The organism is Acinetobacter sp. UNC436CL71CviS28 (genome assembly GCF_000620525.1).
Classification (GTDB): domain Bacteria; phylum Pseudomonadota; class Gammaproteobacteria; order Pseudomonadales; family Moraxellaceae; genus Acinetobacter; species Acinetobacter radioresistens.
In genome coordinates, this window is the sequence record NZ_JIBB01000014.1 from 61,249 (window position 1) to 80,189 (window position 18,941).

23 protein-coding genes, 1 tRNA gene and 1 pseudogene are annotated in these 18,941 nt (G+C 38.9%); 14 read left to right on the plus strand and 11 right to left on the minus strand.

What is annotated here, in order from left to right:
* Nucleotides 1-41: 41 nt before the first annotated feature.
* The 3 genes from N518_RS0107075 to N518_RS0107085 form a co-directional block, all read right to left on the minus strand.
* Nucleotides 42-1,259: an IscS subfamily cysteine desulfurase gene (locus N518_RS0107075; RefSeq protein WP_005014567.1), complete on the minus strand. Its 1,218-nt coding sequence runs from the start codon at nucleotides 1,257-1,259 to the stop codon at nucleotides 42-44.
* 1 nt (nucleotide 1,260) lies between these two features.
* Nucleotides 1,261-1,734: an Rrf2 family transcriptional regulator gene (locus N518_RS0107080; protein WP_005014565.1), complete on the minus strand. Its 474-nt coding sequence runs from the start codon at nucleotides 1,732-1,734 to the stop codon at nucleotides 1,261-1,263.
* A 111-nt stretch (nucleotides 1,735-1,845) separates the two neighbouring features.
* Nucleotides 1,846-2,490, minus strand: a complete 645-nt coding sequence (locus N518_RS0107085; protein WP_005025696.1) for a hypothetical protein — start codon at nucleotides 2,488-2,490, stop codon at nucleotides 1,846-1,848.
* Between the two features lie 202 nt (nucleotides 2,491-2,692).
* Here N518_RS0107085 and N518_RS0107090 point away from each other — a divergent pair, with 202 nt between their 5' ends.
* From N518_RS0107090 to N518_RS0107100, 3 genes are all read left to right on the plus strand, one after another.
* Nucleotides 2,693-3,169 (plus strand): phasin family protein, encoded by a 477-nt coding sequence (locus N518_RS0107090; RefSeq protein ID WP_005014562.1) that lies wholly within the window; start codon nucleotides 2,693-2,695, stop codon nucleotides 3,167-3,169.
* 157 nt (nucleotides 3,170-3,326) lie between these two features.
* Nucleotides 3,327-3,599, plus strand: coding sequence for an HU family DNA-binding protein (locus N518_RS0107095; RefSeq protein ID WP_005014561.1), 273 nt, complete (start codon nucleotides 3,327-3,329; stop codon nucleotides 3,597-3,599).
* A gap of 128 nt (nucleotides 3,600-3,727) precedes the next feature.
* A complete protein-coding gene (locus tag N518_RS0107100; protein WP_005025697.1) occupies nucleotides 3,728-5,599 on the plus strand; it encodes a SurA N-terminal domain-containing protein in 1,872 nt (623 codons plus the stop codon).
* A 55-nt stretch (nucleotides 5,600-5,654) separates the two neighbouring features.
* On the opposite strand, the gene N518_RS0107105 is transcribed toward N518_RS0107100, so the two are convergent.
* The 5 genes from N518_RS0107105 to N518_RS0107125 all read right to left on the minus strand — a co-directional run bounded on the left by N518_RS0107105 (nucleotide 5,655) and on the right by N518_RS0107125 (nucleotide 10,877).
* Nucleotides 5,655-6,146 (minus strand): GNAT family N-acetyltransferase, encoded by a 492-nt coding sequence (locus N518_RS0107105; protein WP_005025698.1) that lies wholly within the window; start codon nucleotides 6,144-6,146, stop codon nucleotides 5,655-5,657.
* A gap of 91 nt (nucleotides 6,147-6,237) precedes the next feature.
* Nucleotides 6,238-7,437: an acyl-CoA dehydrogenase family protein gene (locus tag N518_RS0107110; protein WP_005025699.1), complete on the minus strand. Its 1,200-nt coding sequence runs from the start codon at nucleotides 7,435-7,437 to the stop codon at nucleotides 6,238-6,240.
* Between the two features lie 31 nt (nucleotides 7,438-7,468).
* Nucleotides 7,469-8,761 carry an acyl-CoA dehydrogenase family protein gene (locus tag N518_RS0107115; RefSeq protein WP_005025701.1) on the minus strand — a complete coding sequence of 431 codons (1,293 nt, stop codon included), beginning with the start codon at nucleotides 8,759-8,761 and terminating at the stop codon, nucleotides 7,469-7,471.
* A gap of 222 nt (nucleotides 8,762-8,983) precedes the next feature.
* Nucleotides 8,984-10,357 (minus strand): ABC1 kinase family protein, encoded by a 1,374-nt coding sequence (locus N518_RS0107120; protein WP_005025702.1) that lies wholly within the window; start codon nucleotides 10,355-10,357, stop codon nucleotides 8,984-8,986.
* 217 nt (nucleotides 10,358-10,574) lie between these two features.
* A complete protein-coding gene (locus N518_RS0107125; protein WP_005025703.1) occupies nucleotides 10,575-10,877 on the minus strand; it encodes a hypothetical protein in 303 nt (100 codons plus the stop codon).
* Nucleotides 10,878-11,064: 187 nt separating this feature from the next.
* Between N518_RS0107125 and N518_RS0107130 the strand changes: the two genes are divergently transcribed.
* The 3 genes from N518_RS0107130 (at nucleotide 11,065) to aroC (ending at nucleotide 13,683) form a co-directional block, all read left to right on the plus strand.
* Nucleotides 11,065-11,439, plus strand: a complete 375-nt coding sequence (locus N518_RS0107130) for a hypothetical protein (RefSeq protein WP_016801264.1) — start codon at nucleotides 11,065-11,067, stop codon at nucleotides 11,437-11,439.
* Nucleotides 11,440-11,568: 129 nt separating this feature from the next.
* Nucleotides 11,569-12,579, plus strand: a complete 1,011-nt coding sequence (gene prmB / locus N518_RS0107135; RefSeq protein ID WP_017401065.1) for a 50S ribosomal protein L3 N(5)-glutamine methyltransferase — start codon at nucleotides 11,569-11,571, stop codon at nucleotides 12,577-12,579.
* A 12-nt stretch (nucleotides 12,580-12,591) separates the two neighbouring features.
* A complete protein-coding gene (aroC, locus tag N518_RS0107140; protein WP_005025706.1) occupies nucleotides 12,592-13,683 on the plus strand; it encodes a chorismate synthase in 1,092 nt (363 codons plus the stop codon).
* A gap of 34 nt (nucleotides 13,684-13,717) precedes the next feature.
* Here the strand turns inward: aroC and N518_RS0107145 are convergent, their stop codons facing one another.
* Nucleotides 13,718-14,197 carry a CinA family protein gene (locus N518_RS0107145; RefSeq protein WP_005025709.1) on the minus strand — a complete coding sequence of 160 codons (480 nt, stop codon included), beginning with the start codon at nucleotides 14,195-14,197 and terminating at the stop codon, nucleotides 13,718-13,720.
* A 264-nt stretch (nucleotides 14,198-14,461) separates the two neighbouring features.
* On the opposite strand from N518_RS0107145, the gene N518_RS0107150 reads away from it, so the two are divergent.
* The 6 genes from N518_RS0107150 (at nucleotide 14,462) to N518_RS0107180 (ending at nucleotide 16,854) form a co-directional block, all read left to right on the plus strand.
* A complete protein-coding gene (locus N518_RS0107150) occupies nucleotides 14,462-14,695 on the plus strand; it encodes a hypothetical protein (protein ID WP_005014533.1) in 234 nt (77 codons plus the stop codon).
* A 234-nt stretch (nucleotides 14,696-14,929) separates the two neighbouring features.
* Entirely contained in the window at nucleotides 14,930-15,373 is a 444-nt protein-coding gene (locus tag N518_RS0107155; protein WP_005025711.1) for a hypothetical protein, read from the plus strand.
* A 14-nt stretch (nucleotides 15,374-15,387) separates the two neighbouring features.
* On the plus strand, nucleotides 15,388-15,939 hold the full coding sequence (locus tag N518_RS0107160; protein ID WP_005014531.1) for a M23 family metallopeptidase: 552 nt from the start codon (nucleotides 15,388-15,390) through the stop codon (nucleotides 15,937-15,939).
* Between the two features lie 98 nt (nucleotides 15,940-16,037).
* A complete protein-coding gene (locus N518_RS0107165) occupies nucleotides 16,038-16,232 on the plus strand; it encodes a hypothetical protein (RefSeq protein WP_005014529.1) in 195 nt (64 codons plus the stop codon).
* An 86-nt stretch (nucleotides 16,233-16,318) separates the two neighbouring features.
* Nucleotides 16,319-16,395: transfer RNA gene (locus N518_RS0107170), tRNA-Met, on the plus strand.
* 249 nt (nucleotides 16,396-16,644) lie between these two features.
* Nucleotides 16,645-16,854: a cold-shock protein gene (locus tag N518_RS0107180; RefSeq protein WP_005014527.1), complete on the plus strand. Its 210-nt coding sequence runs from the start codon at nucleotides 16,645-16,647 to the stop codon at nucleotides 16,852-16,854.
* A gap of 75 nt (nucleotides 16,855-16,929) precedes the next feature.
* Here N518_RS0107180 and N518_RS0107185 read toward each other — a convergent pair whose 3' ends face one another.
* Entirely contained in the window at nucleotides 16,930-17,610 is a 681-nt protein-coding gene (locus tag N518_RS0107185; RefSeq protein ID WP_005025716.1) for a DUF421 domain-containing protein, read from the minus strand.
* A gap of 235 nt (nucleotides 17,611-17,845) precedes the next feature.
* Here N518_RS0107185 and N518_RS16145 point away from each other — a divergent pair, with 235 nt between their 5' ends.
* Entirely contained in the window at nucleotides 17,846-18,472 is a 627-nt protein-coding gene (locus N518_RS16145; protein WP_051531895.1) for an undecaprenyl-diphosphatase, read from the plus strand.
* On the opposite strand, the pseudogene N518_RS16730 reads toward N518_RS16145, so the two are convergent.
* A pseudogene (locus N518_RS16730) lies at nucleotides 18,399-18,671 on the minus strand (IS30 family transposase); the annotation flags it as partial. The gene N518_RS16145 and the pseudogene N518_RS16730 overlap by 74 nt on opposite strands.
* Nucleotides 18,672-18,772: 101 nt before the next feature.
* Here N518_RS16730 and N518_RS16735 point away from each other — a divergent pair.
* The coding region (locus N518_RS16735) for a helix-turn-helix domain-containing protein (protein ID WP_236761697.1) at nucleotides 18,773-18,941 on the plus strand (169 nt) is incomplete at its 3' end.

The window sequence follows — 18,941 nt, forward strand, 5'->3', positions numbered from 1 at the left end:
CTTAATATTAATATGAGGGTAAAAACACTTATTTCAATAAATCAGTGTTCAGCCCATTCAACTGAAGAAAGGTCGATACCTTCTTTATACATATCCCAAAGCGGAGAAAGTTCACGTAATTTCTCAACAGCAGCTTTGGTAATTTCCAATACGTGATCAATATCTTCTTCAGTTGTATATTTGCCGAAACTGAAGCGGATAGAGCTATGTGCAAGTTCGTCTGACAAACCTAGTGCACGCAGTACATATGATGGTTCGAGGGTTGCAGAAGTACAGGCCGAACCACTTGAAACTGCAGCATCTTTAAGTGCCATCATTAAGGATTCACCCTCAACGAAATTAAAGCTGACATTTAAATAGTTGGCAACGTTCTGAGTCGGGTGACCATTTAAGAAAACCTGTTCAAGATCTTGCAGGCCATTCCAGAGCTTGTCACGCAATACACGCAGACGTTGCTGTTCAGCCTGGAGGTTTTTACCTGCCAGTTCGAATGCTTCGCCCATACCAACAATTTGATGTGTTGGCAGAGTACCAGAACGCATGCCACGCTCATGACCACCACCATGCATCTGAGCCTTTAGACGTACACGTGGAGTGCGGCGTACATAAAGTGCGCCCATACCTTTAGGACCATAGATTTTATGAGCTGAGAAACTCATCAAATCAATTTTCATGGTAGAAAGATCAATTTCAACCTTACCGGCTGCCTGTGCAGCATCTACATGGAAGAAGGTTTTATTGGCACGGGTCAATTCACCAATAGCAGCAACATCAGTAATGGTGCCGATTTCGTTGTTAACCATCATTAAAGATACAAGAATAGTATCCGGACGAAGAGCTGCCTGAACCATTTCAGGCGTAATTAAACCTGTTTGTGGCTGTGGTTCCAGATAAGTAACTTCAAAACCTTGCTCTTCCAGCTCACGGCAGGTATCAAGTACAGCTTTATGTTCAATTTTGCTGGTAATAATGTGTTTGCCTTTGGAAGCATAGAACTGAGCTACACCTTTGAGCGCAAGGTTGTCAGATTCTGTTGCACCCGAAGTCCAGACAATTTCACGTGGATCAGCTTTAACCAGGTTGGCCACCTGCTCGCGAGCGTATTCAACTTTTTCTTCTGCCTGCCAGCCATATGCATGTGAGCGAGAAGCTGCATTACCAAAAGTACCATCAAAGGTTAAGCATTCCATCATACGTTCAGCAACCTGTGGGTCAACTGGCGTAGTTGCTGCATAATCAAGATAAATTGGACGTTTCATGTCAAATACCTGTAACCGATAAAAGAGCTGAATCAAAACCTGGTGCGTTTTGGCGAATAGCAACGGTCTGTACGTTGTCACGGGCTACAAGATCAGCCAGAGTGATTTTCGCAAGATAATCGGCAATGTGATGGGAGAGTTCTTGCCATAAATCGTGAGTCAAGCACATTGCACCATTTTGACAGTTACCTTTATGGTCGCAGCGTGTTGCATCAACAGTTTCATTTACAGCTTCAATAATTTCTAACACAGTAATTTCATCTGCAGTTCGTGCAAGGTGATAACCGCCATTAGCACCGCGAACACTGGAAACTAAACCATGACGCTTCAATTTAGCAAATAACTGCTCAAGGTAAGCGACTGAAATAGTTTGGCGGGCAGCAATTTCTGCTAGCGTGATCGTTTGTTCAGTTGGCTGCAAAGCTAAATCAAGTAGAGCAGTCACTGCGTAGCGACCGCGAGTGGTTAAGCGCATGACTCGATACACATGTTGAGACTAGATATATAGATTTTAAGAATCCCGACTAAAATAGTCAAGTTTTTTTACGGTTAATTGTAATGTTTTAAAACCTAAGTAAAAATATTTTTATTTTGGCCATAAAGTATATATCAATAAAGTAATAAAAAGCAGGCTTATAACCAATAAAGATAGCTTTAAATATTTGTTTTTTTGCTCAATACGTCGAATACGGCTTTTATGCAATTTTACTTCCACCAAAAGTGAGTTAATTTGTACTCGCTGCTGGTCAATTTTTTCAAGTAGAGGGGCAATACGTTTTCTTGACGCAATGACTTCATCTTCTTGAGGGGCTTCTTTTAACCACTGACGCCAGTCAGCAAATAGTTTTGGTACACTAAAGTGTAAAATAAGATCACGAAACTCGTCACGTAATAAAGGATCTCCTGCAATACGCATGGCTTTAATACTACGACGATTACCGAAAATAATGATGCGTAATAAATCTAGCAGGGTAGAGTTAATCTCTAAATCAACTGGCTTTACAGGAGCACGGCTGTCAAAAAGCAGACCATGAGGACTAAACTGTACATAAAAATCAAAATAGGGTAGATAACTATTAATTTTAAGTACGATTTGCTTTTCAACAAATTTTTTGGCGTGTACGCGAACGACCCGATCATGCTTCAACACAAAAGAAAAAACCGTTTCCAGTACGATCATCACAATGGTGAGCAACAAATGATGATTTGTTCTTTGTTGCGACTCGCTCATATATCTTCATCCTTTAGTATTTAATAGAGCGTCCCGTCTCTAACCCGAACTGAGACTGCTGCATACTCTTAATAATTTACTGATTTAATGTGCTTTGTAGAACAGTTTAATCAAACGATCAAGCCCGGGCGTTGTTATTATAGGGCTATTTTTGTAGCTAAATGCAGTATAATGTTTATAAAATATTCAGGAGATTGTTTAAATGGATAATACCAAAACGGATCTGGTTGAAGAAACAACATTAAATAGAAAAATTCCTGGAACCAAGAACAGTACAAGAAGCGGCCGAAAGTCTGCTCTGGATTTCAGAAAATATACTAAACAGATTTGGCTGGCTGGCTTGGGTGCATTTTCTCGTGCTGAAGAAGAAGGAAATAAATTATTTGACTCACTGGTCAAGGTTGGAGAAGAGCTGGAATCTAAGACATCAGATTCTGCTGAAGCTGGTAGTAAAATAACTGAACCCTCTCGAAATCCGGTTCATGAAATCAAGGATGGCGTAGAAAAATCTATAGATCACAGTATTCAGAATTCATTAAGCAGGATCGGACTGGCTACTACTAAAGATATTCAACATCTGGAACAGTTAATATTACAATTACATCATAAGGTTGACGTTTTAGTAAAAGAAAACCAGATATTGAAAGAACAAGAGTTGAAAAAGCAGTCTGAATCTTAACTTTCCTAATTTTTCAACATTTTTTTAGCATTAATTTTTGCGAAATCTTATTTTTCAGTATTGCGTTTTCCCCTAAAGCATTGCTATAAAGGCGTCATGGCCTTTTAAACTACAGCCTTGGTTCTTAAACAAACGATATCAAGAGGACGTTATCTTCATGAATAAATCAGAATTAATTGATGCGATTGCAGAAAAAGGGGGATTGTCTAAAACTGATGCTGGTAAGGCATTGGATGCGACTATTGCTTCAATTACAGAAGCGCTTAAACAGGGTGATACTGTAACTCTAGTGGGTTTCGGTACTTTTGGCGTGAAAGAACGCGCGGCTCGTACTGGCCGTAATCCTAAAACTGGTGAAGAATTACAAATTAAAGCAAGCAAAGTGCCTAGCTTTAAAGCAGGTAAAGGCTTAAAAGATTCTGTAGCTTAATCTTTTGTGGCTCAAGAACGCGCCAGAAGGCGCGTTTTTTATTAAAATGAAGAAAAGCCTGGCTTTATACATTCATTCACTTGTGTTTTTCAGTTAAAATCCCTTCGAAATAAAATATTGGAATACTTATGGAATCTTTTCGTAAAGTCATAAAGGGTTGGCTTGGTATCGTCCTGCTAATTTTGTTTTTGACCCCTTTAGCATTTGTAGGTATTGAAGGATATTTTAGCGGGGGTAATAAAGAAAATGTCGCTGCTACAGTAAACGGGCAAGAGATCTCCAAAAAAGAACTAGAGTCACTGACTAAATCTTATAAAGAACAATATTTAAACTTTGTAAATGGCGATGAGACCTTGCTGAATCAGCCTTTTATTCAGCAAACGGCACTGGATCATCTGATTGCACAGAATCTGATTTTACAGCAGGCTGAAAAACTGGGTATTTCTTTAAGTGATGCACAAATTGAACAGATGCTGGCCCAACAGCCAAGCTTCCAGCAAAATGGACAATTTTCTCAGACATTATATGAAAACTACTTGCGTTCTGTCGGGCTAACCAGTCAGGGCCTGATTGCAAACTTGCGACAAGACCATGCTTTAAAAATGTTAAATAGTACATTTGTAGATTATACGCTGGTCAGCAAAGTTGACATGAATCAGATTGCTAACTTGCAGACTGAGCAACGTACATTATTCCTGTCCAGCATTCCGCTAGATGAATATAAAAAGAATATTCAAGTTAGCCAGCATGACATTGCTAACTATTATCAGAAGCATAAAAACAGTTTTAAGCAGACCGCCCATGTAGATGTGGATTATATTGTCTTGTCACCCGAACAGGTAAATGCTAAAGCAGCACCTGTTACGGGTGCTGAATTGCAGCAGGCTTATGCAAATTTTGTCGAAGCTCAAAATAAGAATGCACAGCGTGAAGTTAAGCATATTCTTATTGCAACTTCTGATACCCGAAACGAAACCCAAGCGCAGAAACTCGCTAACGAGGTTTATGCAAAGATTCAAGGAGGGATGAATTTCGCACAGGCAGCTGCACAATATTCAGATGATACGGACTCTAAAACGAAAGGTGGTCTGATTGAAAGTTACCAGACAGGAGTTTATTCTGAAGCTTTTGATAAAGCTGTTCTGGGTTTAAAAGCAAATCAGATATCTCAACCCGTAAAGACCCAATATGGTTATCATATTATTCAGGCACAAACACTTGCGCAGAATATTCCTTCGTTTGAAACTGAAAAGAGCCATCTCGCTGCTGAAATTCAAAAGTCTAAAGTTGCAAACCTGTTTACTGATACGGTAAACAGTTTAAATGAAATGGTTGTTAGTAGCGATTCACTTGATGTGGTGCCTCAAGAAATCAAAGGTACACGTATAGAAACAGTTAAAAATGTTGGTTTAAATACTCGTCATCCAGTATTAAATGACCCAAGTGTGAAAACCCGTATTTTTAATGAAGATGTTAAAAATGGCGATCGTAATGTAACTAGCAATCTGCAACTTGCTACAGGGGAAGCAGTTTGGGTTAAAGTACGTGACTATCAGCCTGAAGGAGTTCAGTCGCTAGCTCAAGCTACTCCTGCAATTAAAACTAAAATAATTGACGAAAAGGCTGCTGGTTTAGCTGCCGCGAAGCTTAAAACTATGCTGGATGAATTTAAAACTCAACCAGCTCAACAGGTTTTAGCTAAACATAAAGTAGCTTTCCAGAGCGCTGGTACATTTACCCGTTCTCAAGGCTTAAAGCGCGAAGTCGAACGTGCTGCTTTTAGTGTAGCAGCCCCAAAAGCAGGTATGTGGTCTGTAACTACAGCAGCCTTGCCTAATGAGCTGGTATTGGTTGCTGTGGCAAATGTTAATAAAACCACTTCTAATGCTTTAACACCGGAACAGCTTCAGGAGCTAAGTAAGCTCTATCAGCAGTTACGTGGGCAGCAGGAGCTGGAAGATTACACCCAATATCTAAAATCTAAAGCTAAAATTAAATAGCCTTTAAAATAAAAAAAGCACTTCGGTGCTTTTTTTTATTGATCAGCTTTTTATATTAATAAGCCAGTTTTTTCGCCATCCATATTTCACAAGCATTACTATGTCCTGTATTACCTAAAGGCTGATCAAGACGTTCGAATCCTAGTCGTTCATAAAGTTTGACAGCTTGATATAAGGTGGCAGTTGTTTCCAGATATATTTTCTGGAAGTTTTGCTGTTGTGCAAATTCAAAACATTGTTGTAAAAGCTGTTTGGCCAAACCGTATCCTCGAGTTTCAGGAAGAAAATACATTTTCTGGATTTCCAGAATTGAAATATCTCCCTGTAGCGGTGCAATACCGCCACCTCCTACTATTTTTCCCTGTGTGCTCTCTACTATCCAATAGCGACTGTTGGGTTCTTGATAAATCTGATATAGATCATCCAAGATGGGATCGGAGACTGCAAAACCTGCATCACTGGCAAGGCCGAATTCCTGAGAGACAGTACGGATAATTTGGGCAATAGATGGATTATCTTTAGATTGAATAAGTCTTAAATTAAACATATTGGAATTAGTCAGAACTTAAAAAGAAGACAGACTGTTATAACAAAAAATCAGTTAGTTGTAAGTCTGTCTCTCTATAAGCGGATCTTTGCTATTTAAGTTCGCTGGAAGTTTTTCCTAACTCGCGCCGGGCAATAATCAGCTGTTGAATCTGCTGAGTACCTTCAAAAATATCCAGAATCTTTGAGTCACGTGCCCATTTTTCTAACAGTTCGTCTTCCCCATAACCTACGCTACCTGCAAGCTCTACACATTTTAGTGTAATTTCATTACCAATTCGACCTGCTTTAGCTTTGGCAATTGATGCTTCTTTTGAATTCGGTTTCTTGTTGTCTGCCATCCAGGCAGCTTTTAATGTGAGTAAACGTGCTGCTTCCCACTCCGCCTCCATTCTATAAATCTGTGCAGCGAGATATGAAGTTTGTAAATAAGGTGTAGCATAGTTCTGGTCAAGCTGTTCTTTAAAAATTTCCTTGATACGTTCCAGAGAAGCCCGGGCACAACCTACTGCCATAGCAGCCACCAGCGGACGTGTATTGTCAAAAGTTTCCATCACTCCAGCAAAACCTTTCGCTATATCAATATCCGGATTTCCAAGTAAGTTTTCAGCTGGTACACGGCAATTAATAAAACTGAAAGCCGCTGTATCTGAAGCTTTTATTCCTAATTTATGCTCTAGTCGTTCTACTTTCATACCCGCTGTACCTTTCGGTACCACAAAAGATTTGATTGCTGCACGGCCGAGCTTAGGGTCAAGCGTAGCCCAAACTACAATTGAATCAGCACGCTGGCCTGATGTTACAAAGATTTTTTCACCGTTCAGTATATAATCTGTTCCGTCTTTAATTGCTGTAGTTCGGATTGCTGCAGAGTCAGAACCACAGTCCGGTTCGGTAATTGCCATTGCAGCCCACATCCCTTTAAAGCGTTCTAACTGTGAGTCATTGGCCACTGCTGCGATGGCAGAATTTCCCAAACCCTGACGAGGCATACTGAGCAATAGTCCTGTATCGCCGTAACACATTTCCATAATGCCCAGAGCTGTGGACATATTTACACCATTTTTATTACCCTGTATGTCGGCGCCACGTTTTCCGACTGCTGCACCTGCATTCAGTCCTTCGCCCCCTTCATTCATTCCATCGATGAGAGAGGCAATCATATCCAGTTCTTTAGGGTAGCTGTGTTCAGCTTTGTCATACTTACGAGAAATAGGACGTAATACATGTAAAGCAACCTCTCGAGCTTGCTGTACCATCAGCTTATACTTTTTTGGATTCTGCAAATTCATTTTTTAACCTTTTTTATAATAATGGGCTGATTTAAGCGTGTAAGCCAGAATACAAAATCGCTGTGGCTCGCAAGTCCCGATACCAGCGCTCTACCGGATATTCCTTGGTAAAACCGTGGCCTCCTAAAATCTGTACACCATCAGTACCAATTTTCATGGATTTTTCTGCACATAAAAGCTTTGCCAGATAAGCCTCCCGGTGAAAGGGTTCTCCTGCTTCTGCAAGGCTGGCGGCATTCCAGAGCATCATGCGCATTGCCTCAATCTCAATGGCCATATCTGCAATTATAAAAGCGATACTCTGACGATGCGAAATAGGCTCACCAAATGCCATACGCTCATTTGCATAACGAACACAGTAATTTTTTACAGCCTCACAAGTGCCGATAGCCAGTGCGCACCACATCAGCTGGCCTAAATCTAGAAAAGCGCTATAGTCAAAGTCTTCATCTCCCAGCCGCTCAGCAGGAGTTTGATTAAACTTTAATGTGACAGTTTCACAGGCTTTAAGTCCCATGGCAGGACATTTTTTATAACTTACCGTACTATCGCGTATTGCTACGAATACATCAGCTTGTCCATTATAGTCAGCACTCACAAGGAGCAGATCAGCGGTTTCACCTAAGAGGACCAAGGTTTTTTCTCCAGTAATATAAAACTGCTGATCTTTAAAAACAGCCTGAGTATCTAGCTGAAAAGGGTTAAACGCCGAAGAGTTTTCTTGAGTTGCAAAAGTAGCCTTAAGATCATTGAGGTGGTTAAAAGCGGTCAGGTATTTAGCCTGAACCTGTTCAGAACCCCAGCGACTCAAGGCATTAATTGCACTAAAACCAGAAAGTAGCCCAGCAGCCAGACTGAAATCTCCTCGACCAAGCTGTTCTGTAATCAGAATATTGCTAACAATATTTAAATGGTCTGCTACTCCTCCAAGTGCTTCAGGCAAAGCATATTCATTAAGTCCTAGGTCTTTCGCGTGTTGCCAGATTTCTTGAGGAAAAGTCTCATTATGATCAGCGCGGGCTGCCAGAGGGTAAAGTATCTCCTGTGCAAATTGGTGCATACTTTCAACGAGCATCTGTTGTTCTTCACTCAAGTTTAAATCAAACAGGTTTTTTCCTTGAGGTGATAAGCGCTGTTTTTTTAGTGACTGACTTTTAAAAAACTTTTGTGATTGGCTTAAACTTTTAAAACCAGCTTTAGAGCCTTGGTAAAGTGACTTTTCAATGAGCTTTCTCAAGTTAAACTGATCAATTACTTCACTACCTGCAATTCGGGTAATCAGTGATAGGCCTAGCCCTTGTGCTTTATTCATCATTTTTGTCATATATTTTCCAGCAGTTTTTTATCGTTATGCGGGATATGCTGACATAGCTTATGATAAAACACCATGTCAGATATGACAGAAGTTGATTGGCTCTATTAGAGTATAATGATTATAGTATTTAAAAATTAAATATTTGAAATTTATTATTTATTTTTATAGATTTTATGGTGAAAAAAGCAAAGAATTGACCGGATTGACATGAAGTCATCCGGCCGGCTGTATTTAAAGGTGGTCACGAATCATTTTGCGCACATTGGTTTTAGCATTAATCACAGTCATAAAGGTATAGGCCCCGATAAATTTACGGCTGATAAACATAAACTCTTTTGGCGGTACGCTAAAATAGCGTGATGCCATTGATCTTGATGCCTGTTGCATTACGCGTGCATGAAGCTGGCTTTTCTTCCAGTCATAACGTTCCTGCTCATCCATAACATCTGGTGGTAAGTCAGGATTATTTTCTGTACTGCTGAAGGCTTCTGTAGCCAGCAGAAAAACTTTTGCCATATCAGGTTTGATACTTTGTGGAATAGAGTCAAAAAACTCATAACCTGTCATCGCCTCTACCATAGCTGTCGAGTCATGGTTATAACCTGCCTGGATCAGATTGCGCGCTACACTTAGCAGGTGCTCATCAAACTGCCGAATTGCCCCAAAATCGAGTAAAATAATCTTGTCTGCAATATCTGCGCCATTGCCGAGACGGACCAGATAGTTTCCAAAATTTGGATCAGTCTGCATCTCGCCCCATTCAAAAATTTCACGTACTGCAATTTCTAGCGAAGCTTCACCCAGTCTGTTACGACGCTCTTGGGGTAATGACAGCATAACTGGGCTGTTAATGGGTACACCACGTTCAAATGTCATGCAAAGGACTTGGGGAGCACAAAACTCATCTACAATTTGAGGAACAATATAACGTGGATCATCTTTAAGCCGCTCAGCAAAGCGCTGAGTGGTAGCCGCTTCTATACTGTAATTTACTTCGCGATGCATCATGTCCCGGACTTCATCAAACCACTGATCAAATTCACGGGTTTGCGGTACCATCCGGGTCAGTTTAAGCATGTTTTTAAAAAGGCTCATATCCGAGTCAATCGCGTCAGCCACTCCGGGATACTGAATTTTTAATACCAGCTCTTGACCATCAGATTTTCTTATTGCCCGATGCACCTGAGCTAATGAGGCTGTACCTATAGGCTCATGGTCAATCGTAAGCTGATCCAATTTAGAGCCTAATTGGTCTTGAAGATGGGCTTTAATAGCAGGCCAAGCTAAAGCAACAGTCTGGTTATTTAAGGTATTTAAAGCCTGTGTAATCTCTTCAGGCAAAAAGTGTTCACCATAAAGTGCCATCATTTGGCCAATTTTAACAATTGATCCCTTTAGCTTGCCAATTTCAGAAACCAGATAGTTCGCCTGATCTGTCATGGCTTTTTTACGTTTCTTTTCTTTTTCTTCATCACTGGCAAAGAAGGAGCCGGCATTAGCTGTTGCCCAGCGGGTACCAGCAAGTAATGAGGCTTTCGCAATCGATAAGCGTCGGTCCATAGAGGAAGTTTTTAAATTCTTAAGCTTATCGTTTTGATGTGTCATGAAAGTAAAATCCTTTAGGAGTCGGCCTGATGAGCAATTTTAACCAATATTAACCGTTATCCGCGTATTAAAACAGTTGGACTTAAGGAACGGAGAGTTAAAAAATGCTAATAGCGGAACAAAACATACTTAAGTCACTAAATAGCCTAAGCATATACTTATATAATGATATTCAATGAAAAAGTAAATCTGGCACTCTATTTCAAAAGTAGAGCAATTATCGATATTGAACTTTTAGGGGATGGCGCTGGTTCAGTAAAGTTTTATTACGTATCAAATGCTGTATGATCAAAGCTTTTACACTCTCATGCATAAACCCTAAAGCATAACCTTTTACAATGATTATACTGGGTAAAGTAAAGAAAAAATAACGTGCATCTTCTAAATTGGGCTCTGTAAATACATGATATTCAGCCAAAACTTGCTGAAAGAACAGTTTTTCATGTTGGACTTTGACCGACTGCTCGTCATTCCAGTAGGACTGACGCATAGCCAGTAAATTATTATGCTTGTAACTCATGGTAGAAATATAACAGAAGAACGTATAATAAAATATGAGGACAGTTCTTTAAGATTCAATATGGAGAGTGATAAATTGCAAAAGCAGAATTTCCCGATATATTTTTAAATTTTTATATCGAACTTAAAGAATTTTATGAAAAATCAAAACTAAGCGTTGCAACTGGTATTTAGTTTGGGGAACAAAGATGCGATTAATATTAGGGTCAGGACTTATCTTGATTTCAGCTCAGGCAGCTGCCATTGCTCAGCAAGGTTACTCTGAAACTTATACGCGCTGTATAAACCATGCGTATGGACAAACTGAAGTATTGCAGAAGTGCGTCGATCAGGAGTTAAAGCAACATAAAAAACGATTAAAGAAAAGTTATCGTGACTATTACAAGGTAAGTGGTCAGCACCAGGCAAATGTGATCCAGCAATATGAGCTTTGGGAGCGCCGTGTTCAAAGCCAATGTTATACAGCTATGGATAATCAGTTTGGTCGTCTACAACAATCACGTTGTATATTGGCGCAGGTGATTGAGCAGGCTAACTACTATGGGACCAGATATATTCCTTAAGCTATACTTCTATAACAGATAAAAATAGCCTCCCAAAAATACCGCTTTTACTGAGACAAGCATTATAAAAGCCTGCAAAAAACGGTATCATAAGGCCATTTTTGAAAAGTTGAACTTGGAGAGCCCTGAGTGGAGCGATCGACCATTAGCCCTGAACATTTACAGGAAGCTGCCGAAAATTTAACAACAATTCGTGATTTCATTCGTTTTGGTGTCTCTGCCCTGCGTCAATATGATGCACATCTGGGACAGGGGACTGAAGATTATTTTGCAGAAAGTTCAGCATTGGTATTACAAACGCTCTCTCTAGAATGGGCAGCCAATCCTGAAATCCTGGATGCAAAACTTTTACCAAGTGAAAAAGAAGAGTTTTTAAATCTGCTGGCGCGTCGTGTTAATGAGCGTATTCCTACTTCATACTTGTTAAATCTGGCTTATTTTTTTAATAAACCTTTTTATGTTGATGAACGGGTCTTAATTCCACGTTCACCGATTGCAGAATTGATTGAGAACCGCTTTGCTCCATATTGTCTTGATGAACACGGCCAGTTACGGGAAGCTCATAATAATCTTCCAGTAAATTCAGATCCGCAAACGCCGCGGCGTATTTTAGATATGTGCACAGGTTCTGGTTGCATTGCCATCGCACTGGCTTATGCGTTCTCTGAAGCAGAGGTTGATGCAACCGATATTTCCAAAGAAGCACTTGAAGTGGCTGCCATTAACACTGAGCACCATAATATGCAATATCAGGTTGCCTTGATGGAATCGGATCTTTTCTCAAAAATTCCAGCAGAAAATCAATATGACCTGATTGTTTCTAATCCGCCATATGTTGATGCTGAGGACATGGCTGACCTGCCTGAAGAGTTTCTGCATGAACCTGAGCTTGCCTTGGCTGCCGGTCAGGACGGCTTGGACCTGGTCCGTAAGATGCTGTCTCAGGCTGCAGATTATCTGACTGAAGATGGTCTGATTGTGATTGAAGTGGGGAACTCAGAATGGGCAATGAAGCAGAATTTTAATACGGTAGATTTCCACTGGCTCGAGTTTAAAAAAGGCGGCTCAGGTATTTTTGCACTGACTGCCGAGCAGTGCCGTCGCTATCAGCAACTGTTTCAAGAATCTGTTGAAGTATAAGGAAGATGAAGCATGGCGGGTAATAGTATTGGGCAACTCTTTCGTGTAACCACCTGTGGTGAGTCCCATGGAGTTGGCCTCATGGCAATTATAGATGGTGTGCCTCCAGGTATTGAGCTATGTGAAGCAGATTTGCAAAAAGATCTCGACCGCCGTAAGCCAGGAACTTCAAAGTTTGCCACCCAACGTAAAGAGCCTGATCAGGTTGAAATTGTTTCGGGCGTCTTTGAGGGTAAAACAACAGGTACATCGATTGGTTTGCTGATCCGTAACACTGACCAGAAGTCTAAAGACTATGGCAACATTGCTCAAACTTTTCGTCCTGGTCATGCCGATTATACTTATACTCATAAGTATGGTTTTCGAGATTATCGGGGCGGTGGGCGTTCTAGCGCACGCGAAACAGCAATGCGTGTGGCTGCCGGTGCAATTGCCAAAAAATACTTGGCAGAAAAATTTGGTATTGTGATCCGTGGCCATGTAACCCAGATTGGGCATGAAAAAGCTGAAAAACTGGACTGGAATGAAGTTGCTAATAATCCGTTTTTTTGTGGTGACATAGAAGCAGTTCCACGTTTCGAGGCGCTGGTAACCTCTTTACGTGAACAGGGAACCAGTTGTGGGGCGAAATTGGAAATTATTGCTGAGAACGTTCCGGTAGGCTGGGGGGAACCAGTATTTGACCGTTTAGATGCAGATATTGCCCATGCCATGATGAGTATTAATGCTGTAAAAGGTGTTGAAATTGGTGATGGTTTTGCCGTAGCTGGACAGTTTGGGCACGAGACTCGTGATGAACTGACTACAGAAGGATTTCTGGCAAACCATGCAGGCGGAATTTTAGGCGGGATTTCTAGCGGCCAGCATATCCGGGTAGCAATCGCACTAAAACCTACCGCCAGTATTACGACGCCAGGTAAAACGATCAATCTGAACCGTGAAGATACCGATGTGCTGACCAAGGGTCGCCATGACCCATGTGTGGGCGTACGTGCAACACCAATTGCAGAAGCAATGCTAGCTATTGTGCTAATGGATCACTATCTCAGACATCGTGCACAAAATGCAGATGTGATCCCTCCCTTTAAACCAATTGCCCCATAAACTTTAAATAAAGAGCCCCAATTACGGGGCTTTTTTATCGTTGAATGATTTGTATGATCTCTTGAGCAACCAGCTGGGTAAGTTGGTTCAATTTTGCTGTTGGCGTACCTTCCAGAAAGTATTTAAACTCATAAAGATGATTGTGATCAGAAATTGCAATAAAAAATGTACCCACCGGTTTTTCAGATGAAGCACTACCGCCTGGTTTTAGAAGTCCTGTACAAGCAATAATTATATTGGCGCCTTTAAATAATTTATGACCTTGGATTGCCATGGCAGCTGTAACTTCTGCCGATTCAGCTGTGTATTGTTCAATAAGCATAGAATCAACTTTTAAAACTTCAATCTTGATACTTGGGTCATAACTGACTAATCCTCCTAACAGGATATCTGCGCCGCTATTTTTAAAAATAGAAAACTGACTGGCCAGATAGCCAGAGCTGGCACTTTCAATAAATGCGATTTTTAATGCCTGTGTTTCAAGTAATGCGCAACATTTTTGAATTATGACCATGCTTATAGCTCTAGTTCTTATTTATTCTTAATTACTATATCTGAAAAACCACCTGATTCCACATTAAAGGAAACTGGCTTTAATTGAGTAATTTAGGTCGTAGAACTTGAATCATAAAGTCTTTTTAATGACCTTTAAAGGATTCTGTTGGGTTTTATAGCTTAGTTGTTGCTTTAACAGGCACTAACTACTAAAGATGCATTTCTTAAAGGAAGAAAACCTGTTAAAACTAAAAATAAAGTGTGTAAAGAAGACAGGCCTTTTATGAAAACAATAGTAAAGTACATTGTGTTAAAAAGTAAGGAGTATCAATTAGGCACGCCGTTATTTGAAGAAGAACTAGATGTGGGGAGCCAGTATTTTGACCAGATTCCAAAAATTATTAACTATCAGAATCATGACTTTTGTGTAAAGTCTAAAGAGCTCAGCCGTAAACAAATTTTTGATGATTTTGAAGAATCACAAGTTATTATTGTTAAAGTAATTGCATTAAATTGAAATTGTATAAGGCAACAGTAATGTTGCCTTTTAACTTCTATTACTGAAAAAATTATTAATAGTTTTAAGAAGGTAAATATAAATTTTCATCGCTGCAATCTTTAAATTTGTAGTAACTGAAACATGAAAAGAACAAATTATACTCATATTAAAGATTAGTAGACCAAACAAGAGTACTTAGTTGATATAAAAACATCAAAAATATATATCCCTTCTCTGCTTATAGGGAATATCATGAAATTTAAAGAAATACTTGATCTGCTGATCGATCCGGAACGTACTGGATGGATAGGCGTAAAAAAAACCAATAAATTTTTTAAATATGAAAATATCTATTTAGGTATTCATATCGGTGATAAAGCCATTATTGATATGAGTCTGGTACCTCATGGAGTAAGAGAATGTTATTGTCATTTTGAAAAAACAGGCTTCAAGCTAAAGATTATTTACACTTTTGAAGCAGACTTGGAATATGATCATAGAATACTCTCTAAGCTTAATATTTTTTGTTTTGATGGCGTAGGAGGACAGCAAGCGATTATTCCTGATCTTGACACTGAGCAGGCGCCTATTGAGTTTAAAAAAGCTTTAATAGAACTCTTAAATACAGATAAAAAAATAAGGAAATATATCTTGAATCATATTGATTTTCATCCAAAAAAAGCTTGTACAAACTAACTTTTTGTAGATATATGAGAAAATATATACCCTGTTTAAGTATACTTATATTAATCGCTAGTTTAGGGCTGATTTCCGGATGCCAGCCACCTGCCTCTGGAGAGTCCGCTGGTTTTCGTTATCCTTTTCTTTATAGTCAGCTCATGAACAAAAAGTTATCTGGCCAACTTCCTGTGCCTGTAGAAGGGGTAACAAGGAAACAACTGCAAGATACTTGGGGAGCTGCTCGAAGTGAAGGTAGAAAACATGAAGGAATCGATATATTCGCTAAACGGGGGACACCTGTGCTTAGTACAACTGAAGGTATAGTTAGGCAGGTGGGTACTAACAATCTTGGTGGACAGGTAGTCTGGGTAACTGGTCCTGATTTAACTCATCATTATTATGCCCATTTAGAGAATTATGCTGAAAATATCACTGCGGGGGATTGGATCGAAGCAGGTGAAGTGATTGGCTATGTGGGAAATACAGGGAATGCGCGCGGAACACCGCCACATTTACATTATGGAATTTATATAAATGGGCAGGGAGCAATTAACCCTTATCCTTATTTAGAACCAAACTGAAAAATGAAGTCAAACAGAGAAATTTAAAATTAATTCGCTTAAAATGGTGTCTATAGATACACTTATTAAGTGATTTTTCATTGAAAAGAGATGATAAAATGGAAAGTGGATTAGTTCAGCTTGTGGATTCTTTAAAACTTGAAAAGGAAGGGTGCGAGCCTATACTGTTAGAGCTGGGCACTGTCCTGAAAGTAGTCTATCGTACTTCTGATATTTATCTAGTCAGTACAGACGATGGCTTTACTTTTACACTTGCAGCGAGTCAAGAAGACAAGGTGTGGAAAAAAGTATAAAAGTCAAATAAACCTACGATATTTTATAATAATTAAAATATAAATTGACCTATACCAATTTAAGGCGTATAAAGCTAACTCATTGATGCGGGATGGAGCAGTCTGGTAGCTCGTCGGGCTCATAACCCGAAGGTCGTTGGTTCAAATCCAGCTCCCGCTACCAATAAAAATTTAAGGTTTATAGCCCAGTCTTCTATGATTGGGTTTTTTTATTTTTAAAATATGGGTTGCTAATCTAAAGGAAACCTGTATAATTGCCGCATAACTAGAAATATAGTTTTGTTTCAATAATCTCTCAGCTCGCAGTTTTTTATTAAATCCTTCGTCTTTATCAGATTTTAGTCTCATATATTATTTTCAAGTTATCCTAAGAGTTAAAGACTCTATTTATTTAAAAATTCAGGATTATATTATGTCTAATGTCGTAAAAGGTACAGTGAAGTGGTTCAACGAGACTAAAGGTTTTGGCTTTATTCAACAAGAATCAGGTCCAGATGTATTTGCTCACTATAGCGAAATCACTAACCAGGGTTTCAAAACTTTATATGAAGGCCAGCAAGTGCAATTTACTGTAGTTGACGGTAAAAAAGGCCCTCAAGCAAGCAACATTACTTTAGTGTAATAGCTCGTCTGCCTTAAATAATAAAAACCCATCTTTTGATGGGTTTTTTTATACAACCAACTTTACTTTAAAATATTAAACTGACGTGCGACTCGTTCTTAAAGATTCCGCCCAGTCACTATGGTGACAACGTGGACAACTCTGATCTATCTTGGTCAACATTCTGGTTTCTCCGCATTTCATGCAAGAGTAAAAAGTATTTTCTTTAAGAAGTGTAGCTTTTTGATAAGCCTTTGGAAAAATTGGAAGTCCCCATTTTATATCCTTCTTCTCAAAGAAAAGTAAGCTTAATGCTCCATCTGATTCTAATAGGGCAGTTCTGATCTGACCTAAATGTTCTACATTCTGCTGGCGCATTTCGGCAAAAAATTCATCATGAGAGAAAGTCTCTTTTTCCAAATCCTTAAAAACTAGTTTGCCATCTTCTACTACACAAAGGGGTAAGCCTTCTAGCAATGCTTCTATTTTTTTATTTTTTACCATACTCCAAGTCGTAATCCGATATAGCAGTAGAATAGTAACGACTACTGTAAACGTTTGTATAATCGGCAGTTCCTCCATAAACATCGGATCACCAGCTGCCGAACCCAAACACAAGATTATTGCAACTTCAAAGATTGAGAGTTGCCGTATGCCACGTTTGCCTGATAACCGCAGGAATATAATAATAATTAGATACATCACTACGCAGCGAATGATGATTTCTAAAATAAATTTCCAAGACGTATCTCGTATAAAGATATCTGCAAAATCCATTTTAATTTTTGCCTACCTATATGATAAAAAATCTTAATAAATAATGAGTTAATTGAACAATAACTAAATTAGAGCACGAGAATGTATGGTTTTGAGACACATTTGGTTAGATTAGTTTAAATCTTGCAAGCTGATGAGGTTTAAATTTTTATACATAAATCTAGTTAGTGCTCCTTTCTTTATTTATTAAATATGTCAGTATCATGACCGTAATAATTTTATATATGCCCAGCTTATGTCTTTGGAAACCTTTAACTTAAATTTATTCAAATTAATTAATGCGTCTGAGAATGCAACTGATTTGAGTATTAATGTGGCCATCTTTATTGCTAATGACTTGCTCTATATTATGCTAGTAATATTTCTGGTTTTATGGTTTAAAGGAAATTTTGCTAATAAAAAACAAATATTTAAAGCTTTTATTTTCACCAGTATTGCCATTGCAATCAGCCAGATTATTTCTCAGCTTTTTTATCATCCGCGCCCCTTTGTAATGGAAGTGGGAAGAACAATTATCTTTCATGTGCCTAATGGCTCATTTCCAAGCGATCATATGCTCATTTTTAGTACAATTGCCTTTTCATACTTTTTCTCTAAACAACGTATTATTGGTCTAGGACTGATTGGATTAGCTTGGCTGGTTGCTTGGTCTAGAATATATCTTGGAGTACATTTTCCTTTGGATATGTTAGGAGCATTTTTTATTGCCTTGGCAATCAATATACTAGGTTTAACCTTATGGAAAAACTATAGTAATATATTAATGCAATTTATATTAAAAGGCGAATTCAAACATGAGGTGCGACAGTTTGAAAAGTCTTATGATAATCAACAAGCTGAGCAAATTTCTCTAATGGTGTAAGCCAATCTAACGCTTTTCTAGGACGAGTATTCAGTGACATGGCAACTTGATTTAAATAATGCTGATCTGCCTGATTTAAATCAATCCCTTTAGGTAAATATTGCCTAATTAAACCATTCATATTTTCGCATGTGCCTTTTTGCCAGGGTGAATGTGGGTCACAGAAATATACATCTATGCCTAAATCTTGGCAGAGTAAAACTTGAAGTGCGACATAAACCACCTAATTAATTTAAAGGGTTTATGGAGTATATAAAATTGTCATACCATCATCTTAACTTTGAAGATCGTACTGCATTAATGCTTGAGTCAAGAAAAGAAGGCTTTTCAGCCAGAAAATTTGCTGAACTCATTAAAAGACATCCTAGTACGATCTATCGTGAGCTTAAAAGAAATAGCATCAATGACGTTTATCAAGCTCGATATGCTTCTGATAACACCTTCGCTAGACGTAGACGTGGTCACAGAA

Excerpts from the sequence above, each read along its gene's own strand:
- N518_RS16145 (WP_051531895.1), top strand. The coding sequence starts at position 17,846 with ATGTCTTTGGAAACCTTTAACTTAAATTTATTCAAATTAATTAATGCG.
- N518_RS0107080 (WP_005014565.1), bottom strand. The coding sequence starts at position 1,734 with ATGCGCTTAACCACTCGCGGTCGCTACGCAGTGACTGCTCTACTTGAT.
- N518_RS0107130 (WP_016801264.1), top strand. The coding sequence starts at position 11,065 with ATGCGATTAATATTAGGGTCAGGACTTATCTTGATTTCAGCTCAGGCA.
- N518_RS0107180 (WP_005014527.1), top strand. The coding sequence starts at position 16,645 with ATGTCTAATGTCGTAAAAGGTACAGTGAAGTGGTTCAACGAGACTAAA.
- N518_RS0107085 (WP_005025696.1), bottom strand. The coding sequence starts at position 2,490 with ATGAGCGAGTCGCAACAAAGAACAAATCATCATTTGTTGCTCACCATT.
- N518_RS0107165 (WP_005014529.1), top strand. The coding sequence starts at position 16,038 with ATGGAAAGTGGATTAGTTCAGCTTGTGGATTCTTTAAAACTTGAAAAG.
- N518_RS0107155 (WP_005025711.1), top strand. The coding sequence starts at position 14,930 with ATGAAATTTAAAGAAATACTTGATCTGCTGATCGATCCGGAACGTACT.
- aroC (WP_005025706.1), top strand. The coding sequence starts at position 12,592 with ATGGCGGGTAATAGTATTGGGCAACTCTTTCGTGTAACCACCTGTGGT.
- N518_RS0107100 (WP_005025697.1), top strand. The coding sequence starts at position 3,728 with ATGGAATCTTTTCGTAAAGTCATAAAGGGTTGGCTTGGTATCGTCCTG.
- N518_RS0107120 (WP_005025702.1), bottom strand. The coding sequence starts at position 10,357 with ATGACACATCAAAACGATAAGCTTAAGAATTTAAAAACTTCCTCTATG.
- N518_RS0107150 (WP_005014533.1), top strand. The coding sequence starts at position 14,462 with ATGAAAACAATAGTAAAGTACATTGTGTTAAAAAGTAAGGAGTATCAA.
- N518_RS0107115 (WP_005025701.1), bottom strand. The coding sequence starts at position 8,761 with ATGACAAAAATGATGAATAAAGCACAAGGGCTAGGCCTATCACTGATT.
- N518_RS0107110 (WP_005025699.1), bottom strand. The coding sequence starts at position 7,437 with ATGAATTTGCAGAATCCAAAAAAGTATAAGCTGATGGTACAGCAAGCT.
- N518_RS0107185 (WP_005025716.1), bottom strand. The coding sequence starts at position 17,610 with ATGGATTTTGCAGATATCTTTATACGAGATACGTCTTGGAAATTTATT.
- N518_RS0107105 (WP_005025698.1), bottom strand. The coding sequence starts at position 6,146 with ATGTTTAATTTAAGACTTATTCAATCTAAAGATAATCCATCTATTGCC.
- N518_RS0107125 (WP_005025703.1), bottom strand. The coding sequence starts at position 10,877 with ATGAGTTACAAGCATAATAATTTACTGGCTATGCGTCAGTCCTACTGG.
- N518_RS0107075 (WP_005014567.1), bottom strand. The coding sequence starts at position 1,259 with ATGAAACGTCCAATTTATCTTGATTATGCAGCAACTACGCCAGTTGAC.
- N518_RS0107090 (WP_005014562.1), top strand. The coding sequence starts at position 2,693 with ATGGATAATACCAAAACGGATCTGGTTGAAGAAACAACATTAAATAGA.
- N518_RS0107160 (WP_005014531.1), top strand. The coding sequence starts at position 15,388 with ATGAGAAAATATATACCCTGTTTAAGTATACTTATATTAATCGCTAGT.
- N518_RS0107145 (WP_005025709.1), bottom strand. The coding sequence starts at position 14,197 with ATGGTCATAATTCAAAAATGTTGCGCATTACTTGAAACACAGGCATTA.
- N518_RS0107095 (WP_005014561.1), top strand. The coding sequence starts at position 3,327 with ATGAATAAATCAGAATTAATTGATGCGATTGCAGAAAAAGGGGGATTG.